This window comes from Beijerinckia sp. L45 (assembly GCF_009765775.1).
Lineage (GTDB): Bacteria > Pseudomonadota > Alphaproteobacteria > Rhizobiales > Beijerinckiaceae > RH-AL1.
The window spans coordinates 26,561-39,985 of record NZ_LMUU01000140.1 but is presented as its reverse complement, the minus strand read 5'-3'; the positions used below and the strand labels follow the sequence as shown (position 1 = coordinate 39,985).

The window sequence follows — 13,425 nt, the reverse complement described above, 5'->3', positions numbered from 1 at the left end:
CACGCGCCGCCGTCGTGCCGGCCGACATCGGCTGGTCGGACGTCGGCAACTGGGCGGCCGTCTGGGAGCTCTCCGACCGCGACACGCAGGGCAACGCCGTACGCGGCCACGGCGTCGTCATGGAGGCCAACAACGTCTACATCCGCTCGAACGACCATCTGACCACCGTGGTCGGCGTCAGCGACGTCATCGTCGTGACCACCCACGACGCGGTGCTGGTGGTCGGCAAGCAGCATGGCGACAAGGTCAAGCAGCTCGTCGACAAGCTGAAGCGCGACAAGCGCCGCGAGGCGACCGAGCATATCCGCTCGTACCGGCCGTGGGGCTACTACCAGTCGATCGACAATGGCGCGCGTTATCAGGTCAAGCGAATCGTCGTCAAACCCGGCGCGGCGCTGTCGCTGCAGAAACATTACCATCGCGCCGAGCATTGGATCGTGGTGAAGGGTGCCGCGGAAGTCACACGCGGCAACGAAATCGTCCTCGTCCACGAAAACGAGTCGATCTACCTGCCCATCGGAACGATCCATCGGATGGCCAATCCGGGCAAGATCAACCTCGAACTCATCGAGGTACAGACCGGATCCTACCTCGGCGAAGACGACATCATCCGCATCGAGGACGTCTACAACAGGCAGTGAGCGCCGCCGGGGCGCTCTTGACGCGGGGGTGACGGGGAAGCATCGTCCCGTCAACTCGCGGAGCGTCTGCCATGTCATCGAAACTATCCCGGATCGCCGGTCTGGCGCTTGTCGCCGCCGCGCTCGCCTCGAACGCGCCAGTCGCCAACGCGCGGCCCCTCACTCCGGCCGAACAGCGGCTGCAGTCCTACTCCGGCGCCGTGCCGCCATGCACCGAAGCCGGCGCCCTCGAGGCGATTCAGTCGCGCTTCAAGGATCGCGAAGACGAGTACTGGCACTCCGGCCTGGCGATCGTCTCGTTCGAGCGGGTCGACGAAATCGGCTTCCGCTCCAATGGCCTCGACTATATTCCGCGTCGCTATTGCCTGGCGAAGGCGGTCATGAGCGACCAGAAGCTGCGGACGGTCAGCTATTCGATCGGCGAGGCGACCGGCAGCATCGGCTTCACCGACGGCGTCGACTTCTGCGTCTCCGGCCTCGATCGCAACGACGCCTATTCGCCGATCTGCAAGATGGCGCGGCCGTAATTCACGAGGCGGTGGCGTCCCGATGACAGGAAAGCTGCTCCTCGCCGCCGCGTTTCTCGCCCTGACGCCGGTTGCGGCCTCATCTGCTGGCGACTGCATCCTCGACAATTGCGCCGACCAGAAGCCGCTGCCGTCGCCCAACCCGTCTGCGCCATCGCCGGCGAGCACGCCCGACAGACCGACCGGCTTCGGCCGCTCCGGCCCCGGTCCGCGTGGCGCGAGCGTGCCCGGCCAGTTCGATTTCTACGTCCTCTCCTTGTCCTGGTCGCCCGGCTTCTGCCAGACCGGCGGCGCCAAAAAAGGCCGGGACCAGTGCGACAGCGGCGCCAACCTTGGCTTCGTCGTCCACGGCCTCTGGCCGCAATACGACCACGGCTTTCCCTCGGATTGCCGCGGCCAGAGCGCACCGTCGCGCATCGCCCTGTCGGCCACCGACGGCGTCTATCCGGACGAAGGTCTCGCCCGCTACGAGTGGCGCAAGCACGGCACCTGCTCCGGGCTCAGCCCGACGGATTATTTCGCCAATGCCAAGGCCGCGCGCGATGCGGTGGTCATTCCCCAGCCGTTCAAAGACGCGCATCAGGACCAGCGCTGGGCGCCGGTCGATGTCGAACGGGCCTTCATCGCCGCCAATCCGCGGCTGCGGCCGGGCATGCTCGCCGCGGTCTGCCAGCATGGCGTGATGGAAGAGGTGCGGATCTGCTTCACCAAGGACTTGAAGAGCTTTCAGGCCTGTCCGGAGGTGGTGCGCGACCGCTGCCGCGCGCCGGCCATGTCCGTCCCGCCCGTCCGCTGATCGATACCAAACCTTGAATTATCGCCACGACTTTCACGCCGGCAACTTCGCCGATGTTTTTAAGCACGCGATCCTCACGCGCATCCTCGTCTACCTCATGCGCAAGCCCGCACCGCTGCGCTTCGTCGACACCCACGCGGGGAGCGGCCGCTACGACCTGACCAGCGCCGAGGCGGGCCGTACCAACGAATGGCGGAGCGGGATCGGCGGTCTCGATCCCGCTTCGATGAGCGAAGAGGCACGCGACCTGCTCGCGCCGTACCTCGCGATCGTCGGCGCAGCCGCGCGGGGCGAGGGATTTTATCCCGGCTCGCCGGCTTTGGCCCTGGCGCTGCTGCGCCCGTTCGACCGCATGCTGTTCTGCGATCTGCATCCCGCCGCGCTCGAAGCGCTGAAAACCTGTGTCGGTCGCGACAAGCGCGCGAAAGTCATCGCGCTCGACGGCTACATCGGCCTCAATGCCTTTCTGCCGCCGATCGAACGCCGCGCGGTCATTCTCATCGATCCGCCCTTCGAATCGGAAAACGAGTTCGAGACGCTGGCCGCGTCGCTGGTCGCGGCATGGCGCAAATGGCGCGATGGCGTTTTCGTCGCCTGGTATCCGATCAAGGATCGGCGCGGCGTCGAGCTGCTGGCGTCGCGCCTTCGCGAGGCCGGCATGGCCGCGCTGCGGCTGGAATTCCAGGTCGATGCACCGCAGCCGGATCAGCGGCTTAGCGCCAACGGCCTCATCGTCATCAACCCGCCATTCGCGCTCGAAGCGGAGGCGGCTTGCCTTCTGCCCGCGCTTGTCCGACAGCTCGCTCCAGACCGCGGCGATTTCCGAATCGGCTGGATCGAACCCCAAACTCCAAGGACTTGACGATGATCCTGCACAGTTCGCCAGCCTCGCCTTTCGGGCGGAAAGTGAAGATCGCCGCAACGATGCTCGGGCTGTTCGACGAGCTTGAAATCGTGATGACCGACACGACGAATCCGGAAGACATCATCCGCGTCCGCAATCCGCTGGGAAAGATCCCGGCGCTCGTCCTCGACGACGGGCTCGTCCTCTACGACAGCGCGGTCATTCTCGATTATCTCGATCATCGCGCGGGCGGCGATCTGATCGTCCCGGCGACGCCGGACCGGCGCTATCGCGTTCTCACCGAAGCCGCGCTGGCCGACGGCCTTGCCGACGCGGCGCTGCTGCAGGTCTACGAGAACCGCCTGCGCGAAGAGCCGAAGCGCGACGCGAATTGGATGACCTATCAGGGCCAGAAGGTCGAGCGGGCGCTGGCCTATTTCGAGACGACGCTGCCGGAAGAAGGTCTGCGCTCGGTGGCCGACATCGGCCTCGCCTGCGCGCTCGGCTATCTCGACCTGCGCTTCGCCGGCAGCTGGCGGGAAAGCCATCCCAAGCTCGTGGCCTGGCTCGACCGCTTTGCCGCCGAAGTGCCGGCTTTCGAGGCCACCCGCTTCAAAGGGTAACGTTCTAGAGACAAAACGACGTCATTCCGGGGCGCGCCGAAGGCGTGACCCGGAACCGGTGCGCGGCCGATCGCTACGCTCTGCCAGCTCGAAGAACACCGGTTCCGGGTTCGGCTACGCCGCCCCGGAATGACGGCGGTTGGTCCGATGTTCTAGAAGTGGTAGTTCACGCCGGCGCGGATGAGGTTGATGTTCGCGCCGGAATTCAGCGAGTCGCGGGTGCCGTTGAAGTAATTGCCGGAGCCGAAGCCGGTGAAGATATATTCGCCCTTCACCGAGATGCGCTTGGTGATGGCGAATTCGACGCCGGCGCCGACGGCATAGCCGTTCAGATAGTGCGACTGGTCGACGAAGAGGTTGGGGGCCGCACCGCTGTCGTTCATCGTGCCGCGGACGCTGGCGCCGGCATAGCCGCCGGTGATGTAGAACAAAGCCCGGTCGTAGACATAGCCGAAGCGGACGCGTGCGGTGCCGATGCCCTGGACCTGGCCCGAGCTGTTCGAACCGGGGAATGCGCTCCCCGACCCGCTGGCCGATCCGAACGCGATGTCGCCTTCGGCGCCGACGAGCAGCGAACCCTGCTGATAATTATAGCCGACCGTGCCGCCGCCGAAACCACCGAAGGCGTTGCCGAAGGCGGTGTTGCCGCGGTTGGAAAAGCTGCCGACCGCGAGCGCGCCGTTGGCGCCCACATAGAGGCCGGTCCAGGTGAACATCGGCGGCGGCGCGTAAGAGTCCATCGGCGGCGGCGCGTAGCGGCCGGGAAGGTCGGCAGCCAAAGCCGGCGAAGCCAGGATCAGGGCCAGGGCGGCGAAAGCGAACTTGTTCATCAAAGGTCCTCAGGGCTGTGTGCCGTCTTCCTTTGGTTAAGGCTGCAGGGTTACTAAAATTTGAGGATATATAGTTGAGATCGATTAAGTCTCTTGGTCGGAATGCGGCGGTAACGTAGAAATAGAGTAAATTGGTTGTGACGTTACGGCTGAATAGTATTGCGCATCATCGATCCAGCATTGCCGACGAGGACAGCGTACCGGCGCAATACGGTGTGGTAAACGGATGGTTTATTGAAGCCGGCAGGGCTAGGAACGACGAAGTGGCGTGTGCTTAATGCGCGCTGCTCTACGGTCGGGCGACGACGCGCGGCCCAAGGATGCCCGACGGCCGTATCAACGCGAAGGACGATCTTGTGACGCGGACGGCATCCTCGAAGGGGAACGCGCTGGTGACCGGTGCCTCCCGGCGTATCGGGTCGCGCATCGCCACGCGACTGGCGGAAGCCGGTTTCGATGTCGCCCTGCATGCAAGTGCGCGGTCGCGGGACAAGGCGGAGGGTCTGGCGGCCACGCTGGTCGGGCTCGGCGTGCGCTCGTGCGTCATGACCGGCGACCTCGCCGACGCGGCGCGCTGCGCGTCGCTGATCGCGGAAGCGCGTCAACGCCTGGGTCCACTCTGTTTGCTCGTCAACAATGCGGCGATCTTCGAGTCCGACAGTGCGGAGGCGGTGGATCTCGACCTCTGGGACCGGCAGTTTGCCGTCAACCTACGGGCGCCGGTCCTGCTGAGCCGCGACTTCGCGGCGCAGGCGGTGCCGGGCGACGACGCCAGCATCGTCAACCTGATCGATCAGCGCGTGCTGCGCCCGACACCGCAATACTTTTCCTATACGCTGGCGAAGTCCGCCCTGTGGACGGCGACGCGCACGATGGCTCAAGCCTTTGCCGAGCGTGGCGTGCGCGTCAATGCGATCGGCCCGGGGCCGGTCCTGCCCAACGCCAACGAAGGCAGCGCCGGGTTCAGCAAGGAGGTCGAGGGCGTGCCGTTGCACCGCGCTGTCGAGCCGGACGAGATCGCAGCCGCGGTCCTTTATCTCGCGGGTGCGCGCGCGGTGACGGGCCAGATGATCGCGGTGGACGCTGGGCAGCATCTGGGCTGGCGGACGCCGGACGTGGTGGAGTAGGGCGCTTCAATCCGCGGTCGGCAGCCGGCGCATCGTGAACTCGATCTGGCCGTCGGACAGTTCGCGCCAGAACTCGATTTCCGTCATGTATGCCGCCTTCGGGAATTTCTGCAGCCACTCCCGCGCTTTGCTGCGGGCTTCCGGCCGGGGCAGGGTATAGGTCTCGCGCCGCCAAAGGCTCGATCCCTGCTCCCGCGCCCGCGTACGGCTGCGTTCGCCGAGCCGCTGTGCGACATCGGATGGTGCCTTGCGCCTCTCGCTCATCGCCAGCCACTCCACACTCGGCCTCCATCCGTCACCGATGCAAGCCGTCCGCAGCAAACTAGCGCTGTTCTGGGTTGTGGGCGAATCCAAAGAATCGCTTGGCTTGCAGGCGCATGATGATGCGGCGTGGATGTCAGGCTTATGAAGGGGTGGATTTGCCGACGTCGTCCAGCAAGGCGGCCAGCGTGCGCGAATCCTGCGGAAACCCGGCGCGAATCCACTGGGCCTGCAGGTTCTTCAGGGCCTCGCCGAGCGCGCGGCCCGAAAAGCCGCGCGCCATGAGGTCGGCGCCGGAAAAGGGCATATGCGGTTCCGGGGTATCGCGAAGAAACCGCAGGGCGGCGCTCCAGGCCGAATCGCTCGCCGCGGCGCGGCTTTCGGCCTGGGCCAGGCGCAGCGCGTCGCAGGCGCCCTGACGTCCGGCGCGAAACAGCATGGTCCTGAGATCGCCGATTGGCGGCGGGAGATCGATGCCATGCAGCGCGACAAGCGCCTTGGCCGCAGTGTCCAGGCGCGCGGCTTCCTGATTCGACAGACGCAATGCCATACGCAGCCGCTCGGCATCCTCCGAAATCTGGACGCCGAGGGCAGCGAGCCGAAGGGGCCCATCGGCCTCAGGGTCGATGCGAAGCAGCCGTGACAGGCGTGCCGGTTGCGCCACGCCGTGCAGCAACGGCCCGAGCAGGCCGCATTCGCTGATCACCGCGACCACCGCGGCCGCCCGCCGCGCCACAAGCAGCTTCAGCAGTTCCTGCCTGATTCTTTCGCGCGAGAGGATGGCGAGCCCGGCGCGCTCGCGGATCGCCGCCGCCAGTCCCTCGGCATCGAGGGGCCCGTCGGCGTAGTCCGCCGAAAACCTAAAAAAGCGCAGCACGCGCAAGAAATCTTCGCGAATCCGCTGTCCGGCGTCGCCGATGAAGCGTACGCGCCTCGCCGCGAGGTCGGCGAGACCACCGGTGTAGTCGTGCACCTGACCATCCAGGCCCATCGACAGGGCGTTGATGGTAAAATCCCGCCTTCGGGCATCGTCGACGAAATCGCGGCCGAATCGGATCACCGCGTGGCGCCCGTCGGTCTCGACGTCCTCGCGGAGCGTGGTAATTTCGAACGGCACGCCCCCGACGAGCACGGTGACCGTGCCATGGGCGATGCCCGTCGGGATGCTGCGCAGCCGCGCGTTTTCCGCCCGCGCGACGACCACGTCCGGCGTCGCCGTGGTGGCGATGTCGAATTCGTGGACCGGCCGCCCGAGCAGCGCGTTGCGCACCGCGCCGCCGACGACGCGGGCCTCTTCACCATCGCCGTTCAGCAGTTCGAGCGCCTGGCGCAGCGCCGGGTTGCCGAGAAGAGATGCTGCTTGCGATGTCACTGGATTTCGCCGCCCACGAGCTTGCCGTTCTCGATATGCGCTGGCGCATAGGCGCCCTCGTGGCGCTCGGCGAAGAAGCCGGTGAGCAGAAGGCAGGCCAGAACCAGCGCCAGGCCGGCGAGCGACAGGGTCGCGATGACGGTGCGTGTCCAGTGATCGAAGGAGAGAATGTAGACGCGGCGAGCGATGAGATAGACGAGGTAGAGCGCGAACGGGGCGAGATAGAGCAGCCCGAGTTCCGAAATCGTGCGGCCCATCAGCGGTACAGCCTCTCGTAGAGATTGCGCAGGATGCCGGCGGTGATGCCCCATATATTACGATCGCCATATGGCATGGCGTAGAAGCGCCGCGGCAGCCCCTTCCATTCGCGCTCGCGCAATTCGTGATTGGCCTCGCTCATCAGGAAGGCGAACGGCACTTCGAACGTGTCGACGACCTCGGCGGGGTTCAGCACCAGATCGAACGGCGGGCGGATGCGGGCGATGACCGGCACGATGCGAAAGCCGGTCCGAGTGAGGTAGGCGCCGAGGTAGCCCAGAACCTCGATGCGATCGGCCGGGATGCCGATTTCTTCAAAAACTTCGCGCAGCGCCGTAGCGGCGGGCGACGAATCCTCCGGGTCCATCTTGCCGCCGGGGAAAGCGATCTGGCCGGAATGGACGCGCAGCGCGCTGGCACGCTGCGTCAGAATGATATGAAGACCGTCATCTCTTTCGACCAGTCCGATCAGCACCGCGGCGACGCGCGCCTCGGCGAGAAAATCGGGGGAGACGTCCCAGGCGTTGAGGCTGTGGTCGCCGTCGAGCGGAATGTGGGCGCGGTCGAGCGCCTCCGGGGCCAAGGTGCGCGGCACGCGCGCCGCAATGCGCGCAAAGACGTTGCCTGGCGCGAACATCGCCGCGTCGGCCGTCCCTGCCGTAAAGTCATTCTCTGGCTCGCTCGCGACGATGTCTCCGAACCCCGGCTGCAGGTCCGTCATGCGGCGCTCGCCACGTCGGCTGCCGCGACAGGGAAGAACACCCCGCCCGCGCTGACGCCAAACGTCTCGGCGCCCTCGTGCATCCGCGTCTCCCCGCGATCGAGCAGCTCGAGTGCCAGCGAGCGCGTCAGCTTAGCCCAGAGATCGCCGCGGATATGGACATAGGGTTTCACGCCATCCGCCTCGTCCAGCGCGAAGCGGAGCGGGTGATCCGAGCCAACGCGCACCTCGTCGCCGACGTTCGTCCCGATGACCAAGGACCCTTGGTCCTCCGCCATGGCGACCGCGATGAAGGGCGCGTCCTCCACGACGATCCCGACGCATTCGACCGGCGTCACCAGCACGTAGCGCTCCGGATCCTTGCGCAGGATCCCGGCGAACAGGGTTATCAGCGCGGGCCTGAGAATCGGTGTCCCCGCGTAGAACCAAGTGCCGTCGCTGGCGATCCGCAGATCGATGACGCCGCAATAAGGCGGATGCCACTGTTCCACAGGGGCCGGGCCGCGCGCTTTGGCCGCGCCGATGGAGGCGATGAGGCTCTGCAGGCGCGGCGGGGCCGCTGCGTCATTCTTCTCTTGCTCGACATCCCCAGTCATAATTGCAACCTAATCGGAGAAGACGTCATAAGGATATGGCGTCGATCATACCGTTCGTCGACGCTTACACGTCCAGGGAGCCGACCGTCCATGCCAGAAGCCACGTCGCTCGAAGCCGGGATCGCCCACAGCGCGGAACTGGCGCTGGAACGCGTCGCCGCCGCGCGGGCGGAAATCGGCACGGTCATCTTCGGCCAGACCCAGGTGGTCGAGGAGGTGATGGTGACGCTGCTCGCCGGCGGCCACGGCCTGCTGGTCGGCGTGCCGGGCCTCGCCAAGACCAAGCTGGTCGAGACGCTCGGCACCGTGCTGGGCCTCGACGCCCGCCGCGTCCAGTTCACGCCCGACCTGATGCCGGGCGACATTCTGGGTTCCGAAATCCTCGAAGAGACGGCCGACCACAAGCGTGGCTTCCGCTTCGTCAAAGGGCCGATTTTCGCCCAGCTGCTGATGGCCGACGAGATCAACCGCGCTAGCCCGCGCACTCAGTCGGCGCTGCTTCAGGCGATGCAGGAATATCATGTGTCGGTCGCCGGCGAGCGTCACGACCTGCCGGCCCCGTTCCACGTGCTGGCGACCCAGAACCCGCTGGAGCAGGAGGGCACCTATCCGCTGCCCGAGGCGCAGCTCGACCGGTTCCTGATGCAGATCGATGTCGGCTACCCCGACCGCGCCGCGGAAAAACGCATCCTCATCGAGACCACAGGCGACCGCCAGGCTGCCGCCAAGGCGACGATGACGGCGCAGGACCTGCAAGCGACGCAGCGGCTTGTCCGCCGCCCGCCGATCGGCGACAGCATTGTGGAGGCGATCCTCGACATCGTCCGCGCGGCGCGCCCCGGCGAAGGCGACGACACGATCACCAAGTTCGTGGCCTGGGGCCCGGGTCCCCGTGCAGCGCAGGCGCTGATGCTGGCATCCCGCGCGCGCGCGCTTGTCGGCGGCCGCCTGTCGCCGTCGCTTGACGATGTCGTGGCTCTGGCGACGCCGATCCTGAAGCACCGCATGGCGCTGACCTTCGCGGCGCGCGCCGATGGCGAAACCCTCCCCGGCGTCATCGCGCGGCTGACGAAGCGCTTCACCTGATGGCGGTTGAGGCAAGGCTGCTCGACGCCGAGGAGCGGGCCGTCGGCGGACGCCAGCAGGAGGCCGCGCTCGGCCTCGCGCGCCGCCTGCCGAGCCTCGTCGTCGCGGCGAAGGAGATCGCCTCCAGCGCGATGCACGGCGTACACGGCCGCAAGCAGGCCGGCACCGGCGAGAACTTTTGGCAGTTCCGCCCCTTCGTGATGGGCGAGGCGGCGAGTCGTGTCGACTGGCGGCAGTCCGCCCGCGACGACCGCTACTACGTCCGCGAGCGCGAATGGGAATCCGCCCACACCGTCTGGATCTGGATGGACCGTTCGCCGTCGATGGCCTTCGCTTCGGCGCTCGCGCTGCAGCCCAAGCTCGATCGCGCGCTGGTGCTCGGCCTTGCCGCCGCCGATCTGCTGGTGCGTGGCGGGGAACGCGTCGGCCTGCTCGGGCTTACGCGTCCTTTGGCAGCCCGCAGCATCATCGAACGCTTTGGCGAAGTGCTGCACGCCGTCGACCGCCAACCCGGCGAGCCCGACGACCTCCCGCCGGCCGGGGCGCTCGCGCCACGCACCCGCGTCGTGCTGATCAGCGACTTTCTCACGCCGCCTGCCGAGCTCGCGGCGCGCATCGCCGACCTCGCCTCACGCGGCGCCCGCGGTCATCTGGTCATAATCGTCGATCCCGTGGAGGAAACGTTTCCCTTTTCTGGCCACACCGAGTTTTTGGACGTCGACTCGAAGGCGGTGATGCGCATCGGCCAGGCCGAGCGCTTCCGCGACGACTATATCCGCCGCCTCGCCGCGCATCGCGATGCTGTCGCGTCTGCCGCGCGGGCAAAGGGCTGGAGCCTGGCCATCCATCGCACCGACCGGCCCGCGTCCGAAGCGTTGCTGGCGCTGCGCATGCAGCTCGAATCCAGCCTCGATGCCTTCGCGACAGGGTTCGCCTGATGCTCGGTCTGCCGCTCGCCTTCACGATCCCTCTGGCGCTGGCCGCGCTCGCTGGCCTGCCGGTGCTGTATGTGCTGCTACGCGTCACCCCGCCGCGCCCGCGCCGCATCCCGTTTCCGCCGTTAAAGCTGATCCTCGACCTGAAGCCGAAGGACGAGACGCCGGCCAACACGCCGTGGTGGCTGCTGGTGCTGCGGCTGGTGATCGCGTGCGCGATCATTTTGGCGATGGCCGGCCCCATCTGGAATCCATTGAGCGTCGGTGGCGCTGGCGCCGGGCCGCTGCTTCTGGTGATGGACGATGGCTGGCCGGCGGCGCCGAGCTGGGATCGGCGCGTGATCGCGGCCGCGCAGCGTATCGAGGCCGCGCGCCAGAATTCGCAGGTCGTCGCGGTGGCGGCGATGTCGGACGCCGGCAAAGACGTCGTGCCCGTCGACGCTCCGAAGGCCCTGGAACGCCTGCGGGCGTTGAAGCCCGTGCCCTACACGCCGGACCGGCTTGCCGAGCTTCCGGCGATCGAGCGTTTCGTGGCGGCACACCCCAAAACATCGACCGTCTGGATCGCCGACGGTCTGGAACGCGGCAACGCCCGCTCTTTTGCGGACGGGCTTTCTGCCTTGCCTGTCGACACCACGCTCGTCGCCGACGGCGCGCCGAGCGTCGCGCTGACCGGTCCGCAAAACGACAGCGGCGCCCTCGACGTCCGCGTGCTGCGCTCTGCCAATGGGGGGCTCGGCCAAGGCTTCGTCCGCGCGCTCGACCTCAAAGGCCTGACGATTGGCCAGGCGCCCTTTACCTTCGGCACGGAGAACGAGACCAAGGCGCGCTTCGATCTGCCCATCGAACTGCGCAACGACATCGCCCGGCTGGAAATCGTCGGCGGCCATTCCGCCGGGACCGTGTCGTTGCTGGACGCGCGCTGGAAGCGCCGTCGCGTCGGCATCGTCAGCGGCGAGACGGCGGATACCGCACAGCCGCTGCTGGCGCCGAATTATTATCTGGTCAAGGCGCTCAGCCCCTTTGCCGATGTGCATGAGGCCAAGCCCGGCGCGGTCGATCCGATCGGCGCGCTGCTCGACGAACACGTATCGGTGCTGATCCTTGCCGACATCGGCACGATCAGCGGCGCGATGCGCGACCGGCTTTCGCAATTCGTCGATGGCGGTGGCATGCTGGTGCGCTTCGCCGGCACGCGGCTCTCGGCTGCGGCGGACGACCTCGTGCCGGTGAGGCTGCGCCGCGGCGGCCGCGTGCTCGGCGGCTCGCTGTCCTGGGAGACGCCGAAAAAGCTGGCCGCCTTCGAGCCGCCGAGCCCCTTCGTCGGCCTGAAGGTGCCGAACGAGGTCACGATTTCGCGACAGGTTCTCGCCGAGCCCGACACCGGCCTGCCGGGCAAGACCTGGGCGCAGCTGTCCGATGGGACGCCGCTGGTGACCGCGGATATCAGGGGCAAGGGCAGGGTGGTTTTGTTTCACGTTACGGCCGACACGACCTGGTCGAACCTGCCGATCTCCGGCCTGTTCGTCGACATGCTGCGCAAGATCGTAGCGATGTCCGGCGACGCGCGGACCGATATAACGGCGGACGCCGCGCCCGCGCCGGTCGCGAGCAAGGTCGAGACGGTGGCCCCGAGCCGCAGCCTCGACGGCTTCGGCACGCTGGGGCCGCCGCCGCCGACCGCGAAACCGGTGCCGACCACCTTCGCCGGCGTGTCGAGCATCGATCACCCGTCCGGATTTTATGGCGCGGCGGAATCGCTGCTCGCGGTGAATGCTTTGGCGCCGAACGACAGGATTCCGGCTGCGACATTTGCGGGTTTGCGCTTCCGGACGGCGCCGCTGCAAGCGGCCGAGCCGGTCGACCTGCGGCCCTGGCTGATCGGCACGGCCTTCCTGCTCTTCGTGCTGGATAGTCTCGCGTCGTTGTGGTTGGCCGGCAAACTGCCGCGCCTGCCGCGTCGCGCCGTGCCGGCGGCGCTGGCTCTGATGCTCGCCGGGTTCGCGCTTGTGCCCGCGCCGACGCCGGCTCATGCGGCATCGCCGGCTACCGAGATCTCGCCGCGCGACATGGCGTCGGCGCTGCAGACGCGGCTGGCCTATGTCGTCAGCGGCGACGCCAGGGTCGACGAGATCAGCAAGCAGGGCCTGTCGACGCTGTCGGCGACCCTGACCAATCGCACGTCGCTCAACGCCGGCGAGCCTGTCGGCATCGATCCGGCGAAAGACGACCTCGCCTTTTATCCCCTTCTGTATTGGCCAGTCGTCGCCGGCGTGCCGCAGCCTTCGCCCGCGGCGACGGCGAAGATCGCGGCGTTCATGCGCCAGGGCGGCACCATCGTCTTCGACACGCGCGATGCGCTGTCGACCCGATCGAGCGGTCCGCCGACCGCGGAAACCGCATGGTTGCGCCAGCTTCTCGCCGACGTCGACGTGCCCGAACTCGAGCCGGTGCCGCCGAGCCATGTCGTCACCAAGACGTTCTATCTGCTCGACGCCTTCGTCGGGCGTTATGCTTCCGGCCAGACGTGGATCGAGGCGCTGCCGCCGGCGATCGGCGATACCGCGAACCGTCCGGCGCGCTCCGGCGACGGCGTGTCGCCGATCATCGTCACCGGCAACGATCTCGCCAGCGGCTGGGCCGGCGACGAATATGGTGAGGCGCTCTATCCGCTGGTGCCGGGCGATCCGCGCCAGCACGAGATGGCGCTGCGCGGCGGCGTGAATCTGGTGATGTACACGTTGACCGGCAACTACAAGGCCGACCAGGTCCACGTGCGCGACCTGCTGGAGCGATTGGCGCACTGAG

At 67.2% G+C, this 13,425-nt stretch carries 15 protein-coding genes; 9 read left to right on the top strand and 6 right to left on the bottom strand.

Going from position 1 to position 13,425, the window contains the following annotated elements; genetic code table 11:
• From GSQ79_RS29605 to GSQ79_RS15025, 5 genes are all read left to right on the top strand, one after another.
• Window positions 1–641: cupin domain-containing protein (locus tag GSQ79_RS29605; protein WP_246725350.1), on the top strand; the 641-nt coding region annotated here is incomplete at its 5' end.
• Between the two features lie 71 nt (window positions 642–712).
• The gene (locus GSQ79_RS15040) at window positions 713–1,168 is read left to right on the top strand and encodes a hypothetical protein (protein WP_158809511.1); all 456 of its coding nucleotides are present in this window, start codon (window positions 713–715) and stop codon (window positions 1,166–1,168) included.
• Between the two features lie 22 nt (window positions 1,169–1,190).
• Entirely contained in the window at window positions 1,191–1,964 is a 774-nt protein-coding gene (locus tag GSQ79_RS15035) for a ribonuclease T2 (protein ID WP_158809510.1), read from the top strand.
• Between the two features lie 13 nt (window positions 1,965–1,977).
• On the top strand, window positions 1,978–2,826 hold the full coding sequence (locus GSQ79_RS15030; protein WP_158809509.1) for a 23S rRNA (adenine(2030)-N(6))-methyltransferase RlmJ: 849 nt from the start codon (window positions 1,978–1,980) through the stop codon (window positions 2,824–2,826).
• Window positions 2,827–2,828: 2 nt separating this feature from the next.
• Window positions 2,829–3,431 carry a glutathione S-transferase family protein gene (locus tag GSQ79_RS15025; protein ID WP_158809508.1) on the top strand — a complete coding sequence of 201 codons (603 nt, stop codon included), beginning with the start codon at window positions 2,829–2,831 and terminating at the stop codon, window positions 3,429–3,431.
• Window positions 3,432–3,583: 152 nt separating this feature from the next.
• On the opposite strand, the gene GSQ79_RS15020 is transcribed toward GSQ79_RS15025, so the two are convergent.
• Window positions 3,584–4,261: an outer membrane protein gene (locus tag GSQ79_RS15020; protein WP_158809507.1), complete on the bottom strand. Its 678-nt coding sequence runs from the start codon at window positions 4,259–4,261 to the stop codon at window positions 3,584–3,586.
• 320 nt (window positions 4,262–4,581) lie between these two features.
• Between GSQ79_RS15020 and GSQ79_RS15015 the strand changes: the two genes are divergently transcribed.
• On the top strand, window positions 4,582–5,388 hold the full coding sequence (locus GSQ79_RS15015; RefSeq protein WP_158809506.1) for an SDR family oxidoreductase: 807 nt from the start codon (window positions 4,582–4,584) through the stop codon (window positions 5,386–5,388).
• A gap of 6 nt (window positions 5,389–5,394) precedes the next feature.
• On the opposite strand, the gene GSQ79_RS15010 is transcribed toward GSQ79_RS15015, so the two are convergent.
• From GSQ79_RS15010 to GSQ79_RS14990, 5 genes are all read right to left on the bottom strand, one after another.
• Window positions 5,395–5,652: a hypothetical protein gene (locus GSQ79_RS15010; protein ID WP_158809505.1), complete on the bottom strand. Its 258-nt coding sequence runs from the start codon at window positions 5,650–5,652 to the stop codon at window positions 5,395–5,397.
• Between the two features lie 139 nt (window positions 5,653–5,791).
• Window positions 5,792–7,021 carry a CCA tRNA nucleotidyltransferase gene (locus GSQ79_RS15005; protein ID WP_158809504.1) on the bottom strand — a complete coding sequence of 410 codons (1,230 nt, stop codon included), beginning with the start codon at window positions 7,019–7,021 and terminating at the stop codon, window positions 5,792–5,794.
• On the bottom strand, window positions 7,018–7,278 hold the full coding sequence (locus GSQ79_RS15000) for a DUF6111 family protein (RefSeq protein ID WP_158809503.1): 261 nt from the start codon (window positions 7,276–7,278) through the stop codon (window positions 7,018–7,020). Before GSQ79_RS15000 ends, GSQ79_RS15005 begins: the two co-directional genes overlap by 4 nt.
• Complete coding sequence (locus tag GSQ79_RS14995; RefSeq protein ID WP_246725348.1) at window positions 7,278–8,000, bottom strand: CoA pyrophosphatase; 723 nt, start codon at window positions 7,998–8,000, stop codon at window positions 7,278–7,280. The genes GSQ79_RS15000 and GSQ79_RS14995 overlap by 1 nt, the downstream gene beginning before the upstream one ends.
• Window positions 7,997–8,596, bottom strand: coding sequence for a DUF1285 domain-containing protein (locus GSQ79_RS14990; RefSeq protein ID WP_158809502.1), 600 nt, complete (start codon window positions 8,594–8,596; stop codon window positions 7,997–7,999). The genes GSQ79_RS14995 and GSQ79_RS14990 overlap by 4 nt, the downstream gene beginning before the upstream one ends.
• A gap of 90 nt (window positions 8,597–8,686) precedes the next feature.
• Between GSQ79_RS14990 and GSQ79_RS14985 the strand changes: the two genes are divergently transcribed.
• Genes GSQ79_RS14985 through GSQ79_RS14975 form a run of 3 tightly spaced genes read left to right on the top strand, consistent with a single transcriptional unit; the run spans window position 8,687 to window position 13,424 of the window.
• Window positions 8,687–9,682, top strand: a complete 996-nt coding sequence (locus GSQ79_RS14985) for a MoxR family ATPase (RefSeq protein ID WP_158809501.1) — start codon at window positions 8,687–8,689, stop codon at window positions 9,680–9,682.
• Window positions 9,682–10,620, top strand: coding sequence for a DUF58 domain-containing protein (locus tag GSQ79_RS14980; RefSeq protein WP_158809500.1), 939 nt, complete (start codon window positions 9,682–9,684; stop codon window positions 10,618–10,620). The genes GSQ79_RS14985 and GSQ79_RS14980 overlap by 1 nt, the downstream gene beginning before the upstream one ends.
• A complete protein-coding gene (locus tag GSQ79_RS14975; protein ID WP_158809499.1) occupies window positions 10,620–13,424 on the top strand; it encodes a DUF4159 domain-containing protein in 2,805 nt (934 codons plus the stop codon). Before GSQ79_RS14980 ends, GSQ79_RS14975 begins: the two co-directional genes overlap by 1 nt.
• Window position 13,425: the final 1 nt, after the last annotated feature.